This window comes from Parapedobacter brassicae (genome assembly GCF_051400755.1).
In the GTDB taxonomy this organism is placed as follows: domain Bacteria; phylum Bacteroidota; class Bacteroidia; order Sphingobacteriales; family Sphingobacteriaceae; genus Parapedobacter.
Map to the genome: position 1 here is coordinate 41,563 of NZ_JBLFFL010000010.1, position 18,842 is coordinate 60,404.

Consider the following 18,842-nt stretch of genomic DNA (forward strand, 5'->3'; position numbering starts at 1 on the left):
CCTTATATGATATCTGCATTTCGCAATGCAAACTAAAAGGCCATCCCGAAATATTTCGGGATGGCCTTTCAAATATACTGGCCTACCGACTATCGATTCCCAGCTACTCCTTCGTAAATCGGAAATTGGCAAAATAATAAACCATGTCACTGGGCGGTTCGAATGTCAATGATGGTTCCCCGCCGACATTTATGACGATGACCCTGTTATGCTTACCAAGTGCAGTGGACAGATCAATGGTGACCTCTGTCCACTTTTGAAGGTCATTATCGGCTATTTTGAAGTCATCAGCATTAGGCGCCCAATATTCCTGTCCGAAACTGCTCTCACTGCCAAACGCCCACGGTAGCACAAAGGTAAACGACGACCAAAACTTTTTTTAGTCGTTTTGCGAAGAAAAGTTTATTTCATGTTTTTTTTATATAAGTGCGGTTATTTTTATGTTAAATTATGTAAAGTACCTAGATTAGCCACCCTATAAACTTCGTTTACCAGATATTTAACTATTTTTACCTGCCAATCTGAAATCCATATGAAATCTCTTTTTTTTGATAAGCAACGCTTGGACAGCATGTCCAAATTAGAACGGAAAAACTATACCTACCGCCTGAAGCTGGTCAAAGCCATCGTTGAAAATAATGGCATGACCAATTCAGAAATACGCGACGAACTCAATATCAGCACCCCAAAATTGTTGACCTTAATTAACAAGCTGGTGGCCGAGGATATCCTTGAACAAAAAGAAAAAGGGAATTCCATCGGCGGGCGAAAGCCTGTATTGAATAAGATCAAGGATAGTACCCTGCTTATCCTGTGTGTAGAGGTTGAGCGGTTCAAGGTCAAAATATCAGTGGTAGACAATAACAACAATGTTAAGAACCCGACGATCTACCCATTCCTGTTGACTAAAAATCAGTCCTCGATTGGCGACCTTAATCAACTTATTTCTGCTTTTGTCGATAGCCATGCGATCGATTGGGCGGCTATTCTCGGTATCGGAATCAGCATGCCGGGCCTTATCCACGACAAGGCGGGCAACAACTATACCTACATGATTGGTCAACAGGGGGATACTCCCCTAAACGAACTGTTTTCAGCCCATTTCAACAAACCCGTCGTCATCATCAACGATGTAAAAAGTGTGGCAACCGCGGAACTGAAGTTTGGCCTTGCGAAAGAACGGAAAGATGTGCTGGTCATTCTCATGGATTGGGGTATTGGGCTGGGCATCATCATGGACGGACAGTTGCAGGGCGGAACGGCTGGCTTCTCGGGTGAAATAGGTCACATTCCTTTTGTAGAAGATGGCATGCTCTGCTATTGCGGCAAGCGGGGGTGTTTGGAGACGGTTGCGTCGGGCATCGCACTGGCCAGGATGGCTAAGGAAGGCATTCAATCGGGACAAGATTCGCTCTTAAATGAGCTTTCTGACCGCGAAATCGAGAATATTGAGCCGCACTTGATCATCAATGCCGCTAAACGGGGCGATCAATATGCGATCAGTATCCTATCGTACCTCGGCGAAAAGCTGGGTAAGGGAATGGCAACGCTGATCCAGCTATTCAACCCCGAACTTATTGTTTTAGGTGGTAAGATTGCCGAAGCCAAGGAATATATTACGATCCCGATTCAGAAGGCTATCAACACGTATTGCATGCAACCGATACGGGATCTCGTGCATATCGAACTTTCCCAGTTTGGTTCTGAGGCGGGGGCCATCGGCACGGCGCATATCTTTCTCGATGAATTATTCGATATGCATATTAATCATGTCAATCAAAAGTGACGACTATGATGACGGAAATAACCACCGCATGGATCAGCCATATCCGGTGGATGAACGGGTGGGATGCATTGGAAAGCGCGGCAGCCCTTGGTACTCCGAGAGTATGGTTGGTCAATACACCGGATGCCCATAAACGGTTTTCCGACGATCGGTATCAAGGTATCTTGAATGAACACGAATTACAGCGGGCGGCTAGGTTCCATCAGGCAACTCATGCTGCGCGTTTTGAAACTGCCCGTATCTTGCTTCGATTGCTGATGGCGCGTTCGACAACCGCTGATCCAAAAGCGATCGGTTTTACCGATGGATACCATCATAAACCATTCCTCTCCATGCCTGAAGACACCAATATCGAGTTTAATGTGTCTTACACCGAAAATCGGGCGATGATTGGTCTGGCTAGCGGTTATCCCGTGGGGATAGACATCGAGTGGCTGCACCGGCCGTTGGACATTCAGGATATGCTGGAGGCGTGTTTTTCCGACAACGAAATTGCCTTCATTACTTCGCATAAGGAGTCGATGATTTATCGCTTTTTCACGTTATGGACACGAAAAGAGGCGATCCTAAAATTAACAGGTGAAGGAATCGGAGAGCACCTTCCGAGGTTTGAAGTACTGGATGGCGCCTGCATGGCCGACAGGAGTATCACCGGCGAGCATTCGCCCGATCGCATTTACCTGTACTCCTTTCCGGTAACGGATCAGTATATCGGGTCCTTTGCAACACCCAAACCGGTCGCCGATGTCGCTTTTTATGTCCTGTAACTACGCGTTAATCGGTTTCCGATTCGCTTTCTCCCAAGTCACGCTTTGCGTGCCTTTGAAATAGCGTATCATGCCCGCCAATACCGCATAGTTCATCACACAGAAATAATATGGGATAAAGGCTGCTTTCAGTTTCAGCGCTTTCCGTTCAAGCAACAAGCCTAAGACAGCCAAGGAATAAAACAGCAACTGACCATAGAAGAGCGCCGTATACACGTCGCCCGCTCCCCTACTGTACAGCGCCGCATTGACGACAAATACTACTACTAACAAGACCGGCGTGATGGTCCACCGCAACACCCGATGGCTGACGTATTGAAAGGTCAATATCGGGTGAATAAACGGATTCAATAGCCGGTTTAGCCATACAATGGATTGGATTCCTCCGGCTGCTATCCGGATTTTCCGTTTTAACTCCTCGTTCACATTTTCAGAGGCCATTTCGGTTGCGTATGCATTTGGTTCATACACCACGCGATATCCTTTTTCGGCAATGCGCATCGAGATCATGAAATCATCCAAGACCGTATCCGGCGGTACCGCTTCATATAGGCCGCTTCGGATGCTGAATAGTTCCCCCGCACTGCCCACCACCGAGTATAACTCGGAGTCCCATTTTTTCAATGTCGATTCATATTTCCAATAAAATCCTTCGCCCGCCGAGCTTGCATCTGCTGATTCATCGGCATGTACCCGCTTTTCCCCGGCTACAGCACCGATTTTGTCGTCCGCATAGTGCTTGCACACTTCCATTAGGGCTTCTTGGTTAAGGAGCGTATTGGCGTCCGTGAAAACCACCACATCGGTCGTCACCTGACACATGACCCGATGGATCGCTGCAATCTTGCCCAGCCGTTCCTGAACATGCAGCAGGCGGACCTGCGGATAGTTTGCAACAAGCCGGGGGGATTCATCGGCGGAGCCGTCGGTGACGACATAAAAGTGAATTTTTTCTGGTGGATAAGTTAAGGCAAGCGTATTGATTATCTTCTGCTCAATGATCAAGGCCTCGTTGTATGCCGCAACGACGACGGAGCAGGATGGAAGCTCGGCAACAGCCGCCGCAGGCGTTTGTCTTGCACGGACAAACCATCTTTTAATCGACACTAACCCATACAATACCATTCCATAACCAACGTATGTGTAGAAAACAATAGATAGGCTGATCCAAAAAAATACTTCCATCGGTTGATCCTAAAACTCGGACGAATGTAGGCAATTATCTTCTGCCCAATATCACGATGGCTATGCAATTGGCCTCCTAAAATTTCAAACCGTGGCTTTTTTCCGACATCAATACGCGCCAAGCCGCTCTGTCCATCTCAAAGGTGAGGTCTTTTTCGGTCAACTGATCGACCGGTATCCAACGAAAAACCTGATCAAGCTCCTTGCCGTCCTCAAAATCGAAAGGCCGGTCACTAAACCGGCAGGCCAAGGAGGCTTTGGTATGCACCAGGTAATACACCGCGAGCACTTGGGTATCGTCAAACGCTGATTTAAAAAATGTATCAGTCGTGTGGATGTGACGTGAGATGTCAATCGCAACACCGCACTCTTCTTGAAACTCACGCTCAAGCCCTTCCAATAACCCCTCTCCATATTCTAACCCACCCCCTGGAAACTTGCTGAACTCCATGCCATATTCCCGTTCGTCACTGATCAACACCTCTTGCCGATCGTTGATCAGGATACCGTATACGCGTACATTGAATTTACTCATCTTATTAACATTTCACGTTTATACATGTGAGAAAACAATCCCCATGATTCAAGCGTTAACCGAAAAGCGGTGTATAACTGGGGCTTGCAAAGCTACTTTCAAAAATATGATTCTTGTCATAATTTAAATATAATCGGATTGATAAAAAAGATTGTCGGCACATTTGACTACCTTTGTGGGACATATGCAAACGCTAACACAACAAATACCTGAAGGATCTCGGAAAGAGGTAATGGCTTATTTGGAGCCTTTTATGCTGGATGAAATGAGTGAATACCTGAAGCCCGTGGAGGAAATGTGGCAACCCGCAGACCTGCTACCGGACGCTTCGCGGGATACCTTTTTCGAAGAAATAAAAGATTTACAGGAAAGTGCTAGGGAGCTGTCGTATGATCTGGTAGCCGTATTGATCGGCGACACCATCACCGAGGAGGCCTTGCCTACGTATGAATCGTGGCTGAGCATGGTGGAAGATGTCAACAAAAATCAGCAAGGCGGCTGGATGAGGTGGGTACGGGCATGGACCGCCGAAGAGAACCGGCATGGCGACTTGCTTAACAAATACCTTTATCTTTCCGGCCGTGTCAATATGCGGGAAATGGAAGTGTCCACCCAATACCTGCTTCAGGATGGTATTGAGATCGGTACGGGCAATGACCCCTACCGCAATTTCGTTTACACGTCTTTTCAGGAACTGGCCACGAATGTATCGCACCGGCGAGTTGCGGGACTGGCAAAGAAGGACGGCGACAAATTATTAGCCAAAATGTGCGGTGTCATCGCTGCTGACGAGGCAAGGCATGCCAAAGCGTATATGTCTTTCATTTCTAAAGCCATGGAAGTGGACGCCAGCGAAGTCTTGCTGGCTTTTGAAGACATGATGCGCAAGAAAATTGTCATGCCGGCTCACTTGCTGCGGCAATCCGGCGAACCGCAAGGTGAGGCGTTTACGCATTTTTCCGATGCTGCCCAACGACTTGGGGTGTATACCGCCATTGACTATGTCGACATCCTGAAAGAGTTAATCCGCGAATGGAACGTTGAATCCATCCGGGAGCTCAATGAGGCGGGTGAACGCGCCCGGGATTACTTAGTGCGGTTACCCGATCGTTTGCTGCGCTTAGCCGACCGGATGAAGGTGCCTGAAAAGAGCTATAGCTTTAAGTGGATACACGCTTAAGGGGCAGGAATACCTCAGCCATCATGCATCGGGCGCTGCCTCCCCCATGCTGTTCAATGGTTTCTAATGGGGAATGGATGATGGGATTAAACGCCTCCAATTGTGCTATTTGCTCCGGTCGAAGTGACTCATATGCGCGTGACGACATGACCAGATAACGCTTTCCCCGTTTGTTTTCAACTTGCAGCATATTCCCAGCAAAGGCCATCAGCTGTGTCCAGGTAATTGGTACAACCACTTTCCCCGAACCTTCCAACGCATCGACCACCCTTATCCGGTCCGCCTCCGTCATGCACGCCAAATGTATAACCGCATATTGATCCGCTAGACACATCATTACATTGGTGTGGTACACCGGCATCCCCTTGTCGTCTTTGGCGTCAAAGATCACCGGCCGGTATTCCAATTGCTTGCAAAAGTCCAGAAATAGTGCTTCATCCGTACGAGGGGATCGACAGGCATAAGCCACTTTAGCTACACGATCGAGCACCATGCTTCCCGTTCCTTCCAGGAACACGCCCGTTGTTTCATTCATCGTATAGTCTATCCGGTGGCGGATGATGAAACGATTGGCCACCGCATCCAATACCGATTGCTTCCGTTCCAAGCGCCTATTCGCTGCAAACATCGGATATAACACCATGGTGCCGTCCTCGTGGAATGACATCCAATTGTTCGGAAAGATGCTATCCGGCGTGTGGGGGTGTGCCGTATCCTGTACAACCACCACGTCGATGTCGTGCTTACGCAGCTTTTCGACAAATGCATCAAACTCCTGAACAGCCTTCCGTTGCGTCTCTTCTGCACGTTCCGCAGTTTGCACCTGAAAGGCATTGTTTACGGCTGTCTGCTCGTTATAACCAAATTGTACCGGACGGATCATCAACAGCGTCATATCTCGTCCCTCCGCAACGGCATGCTCATGCAATGAAAGCCTCCCCTCGCGCGGGACAGCTCAGCCGATGGCATCAGCACCAACGTATCGGTCAACTGATGCGCCTGTATGCGGTCGGCCTCCAGGTCGGCAAGCAGGTGTTTCACGTCGACTACGTTGAAGCCCGCTTTTCGGAACGCCGCTGTCGTGCGGTCGTTTCGGTCGTAGCCCAATACGACTCCTTCTTGAATGGCCAGCAAGTTGCAGCTATCGGTCCATTGTTCCCGCACATCATACGGAAACTCATTGTTGCCGGATAGGATGATCCGTACATCGTCGGCAGCACATCGCAAATCCGTCACACTGATATCCACGAGCAAATCTTCCAAGCTGTCGAAATAACGAGGTCGGGCGATGTCCGCCTTCTCAAATTGGATAATTTCCAGTTGGTCCGCGTTGTTCGCATGGATATGCAAGGCCCGGCGCACATTGTCCGTCTGCAGTCCTTCAATGCGTTCGCGGGAAAACGCGCCCAACATTACCCATGTATCTTTCTTTACTTGCGTAAACACCGTATCAATGTGCATGTAATCCCGTTTATTGGGGATCTTCACCATTGTCGCTTTGTTGACCACCTCGCGCTCAAACAGTTTCGTTATCGCCTGCGCTGCGGCTTCCCGGCTGGTGCGCTCACTCACACCGATCAGCACGTGATCTTCGCTGACCACCATTACGTCTCCCCCCTCCAGTGTTACCTTCTCCGAAGCCGCATCGTTGGGCAGCAAAAAGTGGTGCGGCGAGTCGGTCAATTCAATGATGTTATTCCGGTATCCGGCAAAGATCGGATGGTGAAAAAAAAGATACTTTGCAATCAGCGCTTCGCGTTTGCGCGCTTCCTTCTTGGGTTTATTGAGCAGGATGTAATCCTTGATGACAATGCCAATGTCGCGGGTGAAAATAAAATTAGGGATCGGCGGAAAAATCAGCTCGGTTTCGTTGTAGGTGCCGCTGAAAAAGACCCTGGCCAGCGTAGACGGCGCATAGCCCATCAATTTCTGCTGGATCTCGTAACTGCACGCCTCAATCGCACAAACCGAGGCGACCAATTGGCTTTTTATGGACTCGTCTTCCAGTATTTCTGTCAGTAATACCTGCAATTCGACGACCTTTTTCGAACGGTAGAAATCCGCATGCCCCGGCTTATAGAAGTCTCGATGGCGCAACGGGTCATCGATGTCGGCTAATTTGCCTTTGATTTTCTCTTCATCCAGAAAGTAGAGCAACAGCTTAATGTAATAATCATATTCATTGCGCCGGATGGTATCCAAGTGCACAATGTCTTCAAACAGCCAATCCTGTGCTTTTGAAGGGACCACTTTGCCTAATCCGCTATCCGGACTATGCACCAACACGCTTCGTAATTTGCCGGTTTCAGAAGACACATAAATCGGATCGTTAATCGTAGGCATATCCTGTTATCAAAAATGGCAATATACATAATTATGGCGAAAAGCTTACTTTTGCAAAAATTCGTTAGAGAAACCATGAACTATCCTACATTTGCCGGCATCCTCGTCGCCATCCTATTCATCACCGCCCCCGCTCCCACCCAGGCCCAAGACCCTCAACCGGATGCCAAGCTCCAACGAGCACTGGAACAAGCCGTTGATGGCTTTGCTGGCGATGTGGGCATCTATGTGCAACATCTGCGGACGGGGAAAGGGGCTGCTATCCATGCCGATACGATTTTTCCTACGGCGAGCATCGTGAAGGTGCCCATACTGGTGGGCTTGTTTGACAAGATCAACAAAAAGGAGCTGGACTACCGGCAGGAGTTGGTGTATGACGACTCGATGTATTATGGCGGTTCGGGATTGATGCAGTTTTTTAAAGACAGCGCCAAAACGGATGTAAGCGTATTGGCGTCCCTAATGATCTCTTATAGTGATAATGTCACCGCCCTTTGGTGCCAGGCGCTCGCAGGGGGCGGCCAAGCCATCAACGCATTGATGGAAACTCATGGCCTGAAGCATACACGGGTCAACTCCCGTACCCCGGGGCGCGAGGCAATCCGGGAGGTGTACGGATGGGGACAGACCACTCCTCGGGAAATTGCCTTGTTGGTCACCAAAATCCGCAAGGGAGCGCTCATCAGCGAAGCGGCAAGCGATCGGATGTATCGGCTCATGGCCAACATTTATTATGATGAAGGGGCGCTGTCCCAGATTCCCCCTACGGTGCAGTCAGCCTCCAAACAAGGCATGGTGAATGACTCGCGATCTGAAGTAGTGCTCGTGAATGCCCCCAGCGGCGATTACGTCTTCAGCGTCATGACAAAAAACAATCAGGATCAACGATGGGAATACAACAATGAGGCATCCGAATTGATCCGCAAGATCTCCTCGCTTTTATGGAATTACTTCGAGCCGCAGCAACCCTGGAAGCCGTTTGAACAGCGGTTTTGATTGATAGCGTTAGCTGATAAGTTCCTCCATTTCCCGGATGATCCGTTGCGCGACGGCTGCGGCTTTTTCAGGTGTCGGTCCTTCGGAATAAATCCGGATGATCGGCTCGGTATTAGACTTACGCAAATGCACCCATTCCTGCTCAAAGTCGATTTTCAACCCGTCGACAGTGCTGTGAGGCACACCGGCATACCGTTGTTCCATGGCTGCCAATAAGCTGTCGACATCCAGTCCGGGTGTCAATACGATCTTGTTTTTGGACATGAAATAGGGCGGATAACCTGCTCGCAGCGCCGAGATACGCTTACCACTTTTAGCCAGATGCGTCAGAAACAGCGCAATTCCGACCAGGGCATCTCGTCCATAGTGCAAGGTCGGATAGATGACCCCTCCGTTGCCTTCACCGCCGATTACCGCGCCTACCGCTTTCATCTTGGTCACCACGTTGACCTCCCCCACCGCCGCCGCATGGTATTGCGATCCGTGGTTGACCGTCACATCGCGCAAGGCTCTCGTCGACGACAGATTGGATACCGTATCACCGGGGGTATGCTGGAGCACATAGTCGCTCACGGCCACCAAGGTGTACTCTTCGCCAAATAGTTCCCCATTTTCCATCATAAAGCAAAGCCGATCGACATCCGGATCCACGGCGATACCCAAATCGGCGCCTTTCTCGACAACGAGCGCGGACAAGTCCGTCAGGTTTTCGGCCAACGGCTCCGGATTGTGCGGGAAATAGCCATTGGGTTCGCAATAGATTTTATAGATGGTCTCCACACCCAGCGCTTCCAACAACGCGGGCACGAAGATCCCCCCGGTGGAGTTAACCGCGTCTACCGCTATCTTAAATCCAGCTTGCCGTATCGCTCCGACATCTACCAACGGAAGTGCCAATACCTGATCGATGTGCCGTTGCAGGTATTCGTCCGTTGCCTTTACCGAACCCAATTGACTCACGTCTGCAAAATCAAAATCCAGGTTTTCAGCAATTGTCAACACTTCCTGTCCCTCCGCATCGTTGATGAACTCCCCCTTATCATTTAATAACTTGAGCGCATTCCATTGAATCGGATTGTGACTGGCGGTGAGGATGATCCCTCCGCCTGCACCTTCCGCCGGCACAGCGATCTCCACCGTGGGAGTGGTCGATAACCCCAGATCAACGACGTCCATACCAATGCTTTGAAGGGTGCCCACCACCAAATTGCGCACCATTTCGCCTGAAATGCGCGCATCCCGACCAATGACGATTTTATTGTTGCCGGTCTTGTCACCGATAAATCGGCCAAACGCCGCGGTAAACTTTACAATATCAAGCGGGGTAAAGGCCTCACCCGTTCTACCGCCTATGGTGCCCCGTATGCCTGAAATGGATTTGATTAATGTCATGTCTATGCGCTAATTGTTGAGCCGATAAAAATAGAAATATTGTTCAGCATTTTTAAATTGATCATCATTTGATTGAAAATTCAAATTTTTGCTTACTTTTGTTGCAACTTTGTTTAATTTACATGATCGACCAACTCGTTTCGCTGGATCAGGAGGTTTTTCTGGCCATCAATCAGGGGCTAAGCAACTCCTTCTTTGACTGGCTTATGCCGATGCTACGCAATCCCTACACATGGGCTCCGCTATACCTCTTCATCATTGTTTTCTGCATCCGTAACTACCGGAAAAAAGGCATTCTCATCGTCCTGTTCATCCTGATCACCTTTGGCGTGGCAGATGCGCTTTCCTCATCGGTGATTAAAAAATCAATTAAGCGGGTCAGGCCATGCAACGACATTGAGTTTAAGGAGGAGGTCAACCTATTGGTCAGGTGTGGCAGCGGTTACAGCTTTACCTCTTCGCATGCCACCAACCACTTTGCCATCGCGATGGTTTTGGTCATGATTTTCTATAGGCGATGGAAACACATCCTATGGCTCGGACTTTCATGGGCCGCCATCATCAGCATTGCCCAGGTATATGTGGGCGTGCACTACCCCTTGGACATCATTGGCGGCGCGTTATTGGGCAGTTTAATCGGTTATTTCAGCGGTCTCGTGTTCCGTTTCATCTCACCTAATTTTACACCGGCAACTAACACCTTATGAGTACCATGCTGATCATTGCCATTTTATTCGTTTCTGCATTTGCCAGTGGAATTTCCGTTTTTTTTGTAAAGCGCGACAGCACCAATGCCCTGAAGCTGACGCTGTCTTTCAGTGGGGCCTATCTATTTTCCGTCACCGTTTTGCACCTCATCCCACAGGTTTATCATACACATAGCACATCACATGAGTACATCGGCCTGTTTGTGCTCATCGGGTTTTTATTCCAATTGGGCTTGGAGCAATTCTCGCATGGGATTGAACATGGGCATATCCACCATTTGCACAAACCCAGCGGGGTTTTCCCATTGGGCATCATGATCAGCCTCTGCTTGCATGCATTCTTGGAGGGGATGCCCTTGGCTTCTCACCACCAAAACGAGCTGACCTTTGGCATCGCGCTGCACCACGTGCCCGCGGCTTTTGCGTTAGGCAGCCTATTGTTGCATGCTTCACTTTCCAAACGGTATATTATCTTGTTATTAGCAACGTTCGCATTGATGACACCGCTCGGCTATATGGTCAGTAACGCCATCAGTACGGGAGAAATTGGCCGTATCGAGCAGTATTTCGATCGGATGATGGCGGTAGTCATCGGCATTTTCCTGCACATCTCCACGACCATCTTATTTGAATCGGGATCTGCCGACCATCATCAGTTTAACAGGCGGAAAATGGTTGCTGTGGTCTTGGGGATTGCCGTGTCGTTAGTAAACTTTCTGTTCGACTCACACGGGCATTGAGGGTGTGGTGGTCAGTGATCGGTGGTGGGTGATCGGTGGTTAGTGATGGCCCCGTAATTTGTCGAGCAATTCATTCAAGATGCGGCACTCATCGGGCGTAATATTCTTTTCGAGGATATCCAGCATCATCATACTTTCTTCCAATTCAGCCAATGTATCGAGGCCCTTTTGTGTGATTTTTACATCAACAGCCCGCCTATCTGTATTGCAAACTCCCCTCGAAACCAGCTCCTTGGTCACCAAACGATCAATAATACGCGACACATCCGGCATTTTGTCGAGCATCCGTTCCTTCAGCATGCTGTTGGTCGCCGGATTGGGGTGCTGTCCCCTCAATATCCGCAATACATTGAACTGCTGCAGGGTGATCTGCTGCGCACTGGCCCGTTTCTCCAAGATGCCCGTAATCCAATTACTGGTAAAGACGATGTTTATCGTCGCCTTATGCTGTTCATTACGGAATTTTCGCGTCTGGATTTCGTCTTCTATCTTCATTCGTCTTCTGTTTTCAATGGCATTTTTTGATCATCAAGTCAAGCGGTCGAGTGCCGCGTGATCCAGCGTTTTCATCAGCCCCAAAAATGTCCTCACGGCCGTCTTTTTCGCGTCGTCATAGTGGTAGTCGATATGTTCCATCAGGTATTGGCGATAGTCAAAATCCAGTCTCTGCGGAAGCTGTTCAATCAGCGCCTCCCGATGGTCCAGACCATAGGCCAGGGCTTCGTTAAAAGCTTGAATAAAGGCAGTTGGAAGTGGCTTGTTGGCCACCCAGGCAGCAAACGTAAAGGGCAATCCGGTGAGCTTTTGCCAGTACAATGCCAAATCGTAGGCATAAGGGTGCTGATGCTGTTTCCCGAAGGTACGGTCACCGATCTCCACATAGGCATCGGCCTCAGCGGCTGTCGTCAACGTCACTTCCCTTTTCCAATAGTCCCGCAATAATATCTGCGCAAGCTGGTTTGACGTTCTCGACTGACCATCCAGCCGGAGTGTGCTGATCTCATTGATCGGTCTTTTGCTGAAAATAAAGACTGAATTAACCGCTCCCGTGGCGCCCAAGCAATAGTCAGAAACGATTTCGGCGTTGGGTATATCAAGCAAAGCAGCCACCGGGACAATCCCCAGATCCGCTTCATTGTTGATTAACTTATCGGCGCACCGGCTTGGAATGTCCAAGCTCAATGTCAGTCGATCGCGGATGGATGAATGCTGCAAGCCATAAATAAATGGCAACGTATTGGTATATGATACCGCCGAAACGTTCACTTTTTCCATGGCTAATATTCCGTCAGTAACCCTTCCAAATGCCGAATATTGTAGGCGTCGTCAATGGAGAATCCGCTGCCGTCATACGACACTTTATAAAGCGCCGTATTCGTGTGCGGAAAGTCATCCATCAGCGCAATATCGCGGTTGATAAGCAAGCACAGCAATACCCGCATCGCCCGTCCATGCATGCAGACCAGCACCTTCTTTTCGGTTGGGAACGAAAGCATGTAGCGCACGGCCGCGCGCTGCCTTTCGGCCAGTTGGTTCGGTGTTTCGCCTCCCTCTACGCATGCATCCAGCTCCCCGTTTCGCCAGCGTGCAGTCAGGTCTGCAAAACCTTCCATGATATCGGGTGTCTGCTCCTTCCCTTCGTAGACACCCCACCCTATTTCGTCGAGTCCATTCAATTGCTCCGCAGGGATTCCTTGATTCATAAAGGGTTCCACCGTCTGGTGCGTACGCAGTAAGGTAGACATGTAGATCTTATCGAATCCTGCGTCCTTGTAATAATTGTAAAATGCATCGGCCTGTTTTCTCCCCATTTCATTCAGTGGAGAATCAACACCCCTGCCTTGCACAATCCCTTGCAGATTAAGATCGGTTTGTCCGTGACGAATGATGTACAGTGTTTTTTCCAAGAAATTTCGTTGTTTACTTATCGTTTAATACGGGCAATTGGTAATACCTTGATTGATTGGATAGTCCATCTTCAAAAACCACGTCTTGATAATCCGTGATGACACGGTAGCTGGTATCGCGCTCAATGGGATGCCTACCGGCATTCCGGATCAGCTCGACCAATTCCCGCGTAGTCATGGCCGGATGCTGTTCTTCAGCCCCCGCCATGGAATAGATCTTGGTGGTATCGTCAAGAGTTCCGTCAATGTCGTTCACGCCAAAGGCCAGCGACAGTTGAGCCGTTTCGCGGCTGATCATGGCCCAATATGCTTTGATGTGGGGAAAATTGTCCAGGTAAATCCGACTGATCGCGTAGTTCCGCAGGTCTTCTACCACGGTCGACTCGGGAACGTGCGCCAGCTGATTATCCTTATTCCTAAACTTAAGGGGAATAAAGGTCTGAAATCCACCGGTTTTATCCTGCAACTGCCGCAGCCGTTCCAGGTGGTCCACCCGGTGCCGGTATTGCTCGATATGGCCGTATAGCATCGTGGCATTCGAGTGCATGCCCAGCTTGTGCCATGCTTCATGGATTTGCAGCCATTGCTCGGCATTGCACTTATCTTTCGCGATCTGATCTCGGATCTCCGGATGAAAAATCTCCGCACCGCCGCCCGGCATGGAGTCCAGGCCCGCATTCTTCATCATGGCCATGCCGGTGGCGTAGTCTACCTTCGCTTTCTTAAAAATATAATGATATTCCACCGGCGTAAGTGCCTTTACATGGAGATCAGGACGGTGTCGCTTGATTGCCGAAAACAACTCCATGTAAAACGGCATATCATATTGCGGGAGCACACCGCCGACGATGTGGACCTCCGTTACCGGTTCATTGTCGTACGATTTCACCAGATCGAGCATTTCGTCCATGGTTGCCTCCCAACCATCGGCCCGATGCTTGATCAAGCGCGAGTACGAGCAGAATTTGCAATCATAGACACACAAATTGGTCGGTTCGATATGAAAATTCCGATTGAAATAGGTGATATCGCCATGCCTTTTTTCGCGGATAAAGTTTGCCAGCACCCCCAGATATCCCAGTTCACCGCGCTCAAACAATACAATCCCTTCCTCTTGGCTTATCCGCTCGCCGCGATATACCTTAGCCGCAATCGCTTTGAGGTCAGCATCAAGATGTTTATTTTCAAGCAGGAAAGTAAGTTTTTTTTCGGCATCCATATCTTGAAATGTTAGCACGCAAACTTAGCTAAAATTGCGATTATTTGCAACGCAGGCGTCGTTACCGACGGTTATTCTCCAAACTGTTGCATATCAATTAATTTTCGGTATAATCCGTTATGGGTCAATAGCTGTTGATGGGTACCCTCTTCGACAACAACTCCGGCGTCAAGCACGACGATTTTGTCTGCATTCTGTATCGTGCTCAGCCGGTGGGCGATGACCAATGTCGTGCGGTTCTTCATCAACTTCGCCAGGGCGTCCTGCACCAGTTTCTCAGATTCCGTATCCAATGCGGACGTCGCTTCATCAAGCAGCATAATAGGTGGATTTTTGAGCACGGCCCTGGCAATGCAAATGCGCTGACGCTGACCGCCGGACAGCTTGATTCCACGGTCGCCAATAAACGTCTCGTAACCCTTTTCGGTTTGCAGGATAAATTCGTGCGCATTTGCGATCTTCGCGGCGTCCACTACATCATCCAATTGTACCCGATCTGCCGAAAACGCGATATTGTTGTAGATCGTGTCATTGAACAAAAACGAATCCTGATTTACTAGTCCAATTAACTCCCTTAAATCAGTTGTTTTTAGGTTCTTGATATTAACACCATCAATCATGACTTCACCATCATGAGTATCCATGAATCGGGGGATCAGATCCATCAAGGTCGATTTCCCCCCACCGGACGGTCCCACCAACGCGACGGTCTTGCCTTTGGGGATTTCCAGGTTAATTTTCTTGAGCACCTGCCGCTCGCCATAGGCAAAGCTGACATTGACCAGGCGGATACCCTGATCGAACGAAGCAATGGTCTTGGCATCCGGCGCGTCCGGCACTTCATTTTTCTGATCGATCAGGTCGAGCACCCGCTCACCCGCGGCAATGCCCGAATGGATGTTGCTGAATGAATCGGTCAGTGCCTTTGCGGGACGCATGACCTGTGAAAAAAGCGCGATATAGGCGATGAAGTCCGCTGCGGACAATTCTCCCGATTCACTCAATACCAGTTTACCACCATAGAGCAAAACCACCGCTACCATGGCTACCCCTAGTAATTCCGATACCGGCGAGCCCAATTGCTGACGCCTGACCATCCGCCGGCTTATTTTTGAAAACCGGATGTTTTCATTGTGGAACCTTTTCTTGATAAACTCCGTACCGTTAAACGCCTTGATAATTTTTACACCGGCCAATGCTTCGTCCAGGTAGCTGATCATATTGCCATACACCTGTTGGGCCTCGGTCGCTTGCGCCTTCAACCGCTTGACAATAAGGGATATGACAAACGCCGACAAGGGAATGACCAACACCGCAAACAGCGTCAGTTTTGCTGAGATCAAAAACAGTGCAGCAATATAAAACAACAGCGTAAGCGGTTCTTTAAACACCACTTGCAATGTCGCGGTAACGGAAAACTGTACCACCTGCACATCAGACGCGATCTTGGAGATGATATCCCCTTTTCGTTGGCTGTTGAAATATCCGATATGCAACTCCATCACATTGTCAAACACCGACTTCCGCAAATTCAATAAGGTATGAATACGCAGGTTCTCCATGATGCGCTGTGATAGGTATCGGAATAAATTGCTGAGAAATACCGACGCGATGATAATCAGGCACACCCGCTGCAAGGCACCATAAGGGCCATAAAGTAAACCAGCTTGGGTGGCATAATAATTAAAATAATCCGGCGCATCCAGCCAGTTTTCGGGCTTCACCAGTTTAGTAGTCGTTTCACTCGTTTTAAAGAGGGTATGTAATAACGGAATAATCAACGCCAGATTAAGCGTACTGAAAGCAACACTCAACAGTGTGGTGATCGCGTAAGGGATCGCAAATTTTTCAATGGGCTTTGCGTACGCAAGTAATCGAAAGTAAGTCTTCATCAAGAACTAAACAAGCTGCAAAGTTATCAAAAAAAGAAAGGGCAGCCGAAAAATACGATCCCTATTATTAGATGGATTTGCTTATTTTAGTCGCCTAAAAGTAAAAAAATGCAGATAACGACTGCCAAACGGCTACAACATACCGAAGAGTACTATTTTTCAAAAAAGCTACGGGAGATTGAGGCGCTGAATCAAACCGGCGCAAAAGTCATCAACCTAGGCATTGGCAGTCCGGATCTACCGCCTCACCCATCGGTTATCGAAACCCTGCATCACTATGCCGCGCTTCCGGATACGCATGCCTATCAAAACTACCGGGGCGTCTTACCGCTGCGGCAGGCCATAGCCGACTGGTACAGCCGGTATTACGGGGTTTCGTTGGACCCCAATGCCCAGGTGCTTCCGCTCATCGGCTCCAAGGAGGGCATCGTGCACATCTGCATGACCTACCTGCAAGAGGGTGATGAGGCCCTGTTGCCCAATCCGGGCTATCCGGCCTATGCAGCGGCTGTGCGGCTGAGCGGAGCAACCGGCGTTCCATATCCGCTGACCGCCCAAAACGGGTGGTTGCCAGACCTGGAGGCCTTGTCCAAACGCGACCTCAGCAAGGTTAAGCTCATGTGGCTCAATTATCCGCACATGCCTACGGGCGCCCCTGCCAATGCCGCATTTTTCAAGGAAGTCGTCGCATTTGCTCAGCAGCATCAAATCCTGCTTTGCCATGATAATCCATACAGTTTCATCCTCAACGACCAGCCACAAAGCCTGCTGGCTGTCGAAGGAGCGATGGACGTGGCCATCGAGCTCAATTCGCTGAGCAAGTCGGCCAATATGGCCGGTTGGCGTGTAGGTATGCTCGCCGGTGCGGCCGAACGGGTCAACGAAATCATCCGGTTCAAAAGCAACATGGATTCGGGCATGTTCCTTCCCGTGCAGCTAGCGGCCGCTAAGGCGCTATCACTGGGACCTGAATGGTACGATGAGCTCAATAGCACGTATCAAAAGCGCAGGACGAAGGTGTATCAGCTGTTAGACGCACTGGGTTGCACCTATGACCAGCAGCAAGTGGGCCTGTTTGTCTGGGCCAAGATCCCTTCCGGCTATCCCGATGGCTACGCGCTGAGCGACGAGGTACTCCAGCAATCGCGGGTATTTATCACGCCAGGCGGTATTTTTGGCGATCGTGGAACAGGGTATATCCGCGTAAGCCTATGTGCTACCGTAGAGACACTGGATGAGGCAAATGACCGGATCGCAAGCCGACGGTAAAAAGGGGTATTTACAAATCGATAGAAGTAAGCAACATCATATGAATATAGCCATTGTTGGCGTGGGACTCATCGGCGGGTCCATAGCCATCACGTTGAAAGAAAAGAAAGCGGTGATAAAAACCGTGGGGGTAGATAAAAGCGAGTCTAATCTAAAGAAGGCGCTTCAACTGGGTCTTATCGACGAGAGCGCCTCATTGGAAGAGGCGATCAACCAGTGTGATGTGATCTTTCTGACCATACCAGTGGATGCCATTCTCGGCCTTTTACCCGCTCTGCTCGACCAAGTGACCCATCAAGTGATCGTAGACATGGGCTCTACCAAGGAGCGCATCCTGCAATCGATCGCGAACCATCCCAAACGCGGACGGCTGGTTGCGGCGCATCCCATGGCCGGAACGGAGTATTCCGGTCCGGAGGCCGCCGTTCCTAACCTATTCAAGGGTAAGATGATGGTGTATGTAGATGCCATGAACAGTGATGAGGATGCTTTTGAAACCGTGGATGCGATCACCGAACAGTTGGAGATGCACACCACCTTCATGAACGCCCGTGAACACGATGTGCACACGGCCTATGTGTCGCATATTTCGCACATCACGTCCTTTGCATTGGCGCTTACGGTATTGGAGAAAGAAAAATCACAGGGCCGGATCTTTGAGCTGGCCGGGTCGGGCTTCGAATCGACCGTTCGGCTTGCCAAAAGCTCTCCGGATATGTGGGCACCCATTTTTAGACAAAATCGCGACAATGTACTTGAAGTACTAAGCGAACATATCAGGCAACTGCAGCAAATCCATGATGTACTGGAAAACGAAGACTACGAGACGTTTTATAAATTAATCAAAAAATCAAATAAAATCCGTAGAATTTTAAAGTAAGCCGCCGGCATTAGAAAAAGGGTAGCACATTCGGCTACCCTTTT

General features: G+C 49.4%; 19 protein-coding genes. 8 read left to right on the forward strand and 11 right to left on the reverse strand.

Annotation, left to right across the window (positions count from 1 at the left end; genetic code table 11):
* Positions 1 to 103 precede the first annotated feature (103 nt).
* Entirely contained in the window at positions 104 to 352 is a 249-nt protein-coding gene (locus tag ACMGDE_RS18510; protein ID WP_436834318.1) for a hypothetical protein, read from the reverse strand.
* A 180-nt stretch (positions 353 to 532) separates the two neighbouring features.
* Between ACMGDE_RS18510 and ACMGDE_RS18515 the strand changes: the two genes are divergently transcribed.
* The gene (locus ACMGDE_RS18515; RefSeq protein WP_436834319.1) at positions 533 to 1,786 is read left to right on the forward strand and encodes an ROK family transcriptional regulator; all 1,254 of its coding nucleotides are present in this window, start codon (positions 533 to 535) and stop codon (positions 1,784 to 1,786) included.
* Positions 1,787 to 1,791: 5 nt separating this feature from the next.
* Positions 1,792 to 2,553, forward strand: coding sequence for a 4'-phosphopantetheinyl transferase family protein (locus ACMGDE_RS18520; protein ID WP_436834320.1), 762 nt, complete (start codon positions 1,792 to 1,794; stop codon positions 2,551 to 2,553).
* Here the strand turns inward: ACMGDE_RS18520 and ACMGDE_RS18525 are convergent, their stop codons facing one another.
* Together ACMGDE_RS18525 and ACMGDE_RS18530 are read right to left on the reverse strand one after the other, a co-directional pair.
* A complete protein-coding gene (locus tag ACMGDE_RS18525; RefSeq protein ID WP_436834321.1) occupies positions 2,554 to 3,738 on the reverse strand; it encodes a glycosyltransferase family 2 protein in 1,185 nt (394 codons plus the stop codon).
* 76 nt (positions 3,739 to 3,814) lie between these two features.
* Positions 3,815 to 4,273 (reverse strand): NUDIX domain-containing protein, encoded by a 459-nt coding sequence (locus ACMGDE_RS18530; RefSeq protein WP_436834322.1) that lies wholly within the window; start codon positions 4,271 to 4,273, stop codon positions 3,815 to 3,817.
* A 184-nt stretch (positions 4,274 to 4,457) separates the two neighbouring features.
* On the opposite strand from ACMGDE_RS18530, the gene ACMGDE_RS18535 reads away from it, so the two are divergent.
* Positions 4,458 to 5,453: an acyl-ACP desaturase gene (locus ACMGDE_RS18535; RefSeq protein ID WP_436834323.1), complete on the forward strand. Its 996-nt coding sequence runs from the start codon at positions 4,458 to 4,460 to the stop codon at positions 5,451 to 5,453.
* Here ACMGDE_RS18535 and ctlX read toward each other — a convergent pair.
* Entirely contained in the window at positions 5,434 to 6,348 is a 915-nt protein-coding gene (ctlX, locus tag ACMGDE_RS18540; protein WP_436834324.1) for a citrulline utilization hydrolase CtlX, read from the reverse strand. The two genes, ACMGDE_RS18535 and ctlX, sit on opposite strands and share 20 nt — an antisense overlap.
* Positions 6,345 to 7,796 (reverse strand): arginine deiminase family protein, encoded by a 1,452-nt coding sequence (locus ACMGDE_RS18545; protein WP_436834325.1) that lies wholly within the window; start codon positions 7,794 to 7,796, stop codon positions 6,345 to 6,347. The genes ctlX and ACMGDE_RS18545 overlap by 4 nt, the downstream gene beginning before the upstream one ends.
* A gap of 75 nt (positions 7,797 to 7,871) precedes the next feature.
* On the opposite strand from ACMGDE_RS18545, the gene ACMGDE_RS18550 reads away from it, so the two are divergent.
* Positions 7,872 to 8,792, forward strand: coding sequence for a serine hydrolase (locus ACMGDE_RS18550; RefSeq protein ID WP_436834326.1), 921 nt, complete (start codon positions 7,872 to 7,874; stop codon positions 8,790 to 8,792).
* Between the two features lie 9 nt (positions 8,793 to 8,801).
* On the opposite strand, the gene glmM is transcribed toward ACMGDE_RS18550, so the two are convergent.
* Entirely contained in the window at positions 8,802 to 10,184 is a 1,383-nt protein-coding gene (gene glmM, locus ACMGDE_RS18555; RefSeq protein WP_436834327.1) for a phosphoglucosamine mutase, read from the reverse strand.
* A 122-nt stretch (positions 10,185 to 10,306) separates the two neighbouring features.
* Between glmM and ACMGDE_RS18560 the strand changes: the two genes are divergently transcribed.
* A complete protein-coding gene (locus tag ACMGDE_RS18560) occupies positions 10,307 to 10,891 on the forward strand; it encodes a phosphatase PAP2 family protein (protein WP_436834328.1) in 585 nt (194 codons plus the stop codon).
* Positions 10,888 to 11,631, forward strand: coding sequence for a ZIP family metal transporter (locus ACMGDE_RS18565; protein WP_436834329.1), 744 nt, complete (start codon positions 10,888 to 10,890; stop codon positions 11,629 to 11,631). The genes ACMGDE_RS18560 and ACMGDE_RS18565 overlap by 4 nt, the downstream gene beginning before the upstream one ends.
* A gap of 39 nt (positions 11,632 to 11,670) precedes the next feature.
* Here the strand turns inward: ACMGDE_RS18565 and ACMGDE_RS18570 are convergent, their stop codons facing one another.
* The 5 genes from ACMGDE_RS18570 to ACMGDE_RS18590 form a co-directional block, all read right to left on the reverse strand.
* On the reverse strand, positions 11,671 to 12,126 hold the full coding sequence (locus ACMGDE_RS18570) for a MarR family winged helix-turn-helix transcriptional regulator (protein ID WP_436834330.1): 456 nt from the start codon (positions 12,124 to 12,126) through the stop codon (positions 11,671 to 11,673).
* A gap of 33 nt (positions 12,127 to 12,159) precedes the next feature.
* Entirely contained in the window at positions 12,160 to 12,906 is a 747-nt protein-coding gene (locus tag ACMGDE_RS18575; RefSeq protein ID WP_436834331.1) for a menaquinone biosynthetic enzyme MqnA/MqnD family protein, read from the reverse strand.
* A 2-nt stretch (positions 12,907 to 12,908) separates the two neighbouring features.
* Positions 12,909 to 13,538, reverse strand: a complete 630-nt coding sequence (locus ACMGDE_RS18580; RefSeq protein ID WP_436834332.1) for a histidine phosphatase family protein — start codon at positions 13,536 to 13,538, stop codon at positions 12,909 to 12,911.
* Between the two features lie 13 nt (positions 13,539 to 13,551).
* Positions 13,552 to 14,757, reverse strand: coding sequence for an aminofutalosine synthase MqnE (mqnE, locus tag ACMGDE_RS18585; protein WP_436834333.1), 1,206 nt, complete (start codon positions 14,755 to 14,757; stop codon positions 13,552 to 13,554).
* Between the two features lie 71 nt (positions 14,758 to 14,828).
* Entirely contained in the window at positions 14,829 to 16,649 is a 1,821-nt protein-coding gene (locus ACMGDE_RS18590) for an ABC transporter ATP-binding protein (protein WP_436834334.1), read from the reverse strand.
* Positions 16,650 to 16,757: 108 nt separating this feature from the next.
* Between ACMGDE_RS18590 and ACMGDE_RS18595 the strand changes: the two genes are divergently transcribed.
* Entirely contained in the window at positions 16,758 to 17,918 is a 1,161-nt protein-coding gene (locus tag ACMGDE_RS18595; RefSeq protein WP_436834335.1) for a pyridoxal phosphate-dependent aminotransferase, read from the forward strand.
* Entirely contained in the window at positions 17,893 to 18,798 is a 906-nt protein-coding gene (locus ACMGDE_RS18600; RefSeq protein ID WP_436834336.1) for a prephenate dehydrogenase, read from the forward strand. The genes ACMGDE_RS18595 and ACMGDE_RS18600 overlap by 26 nt, the downstream gene beginning before the upstream one ends.
* Positions 18,799 to 18,842: the final 44 nt, after the last annotated feature.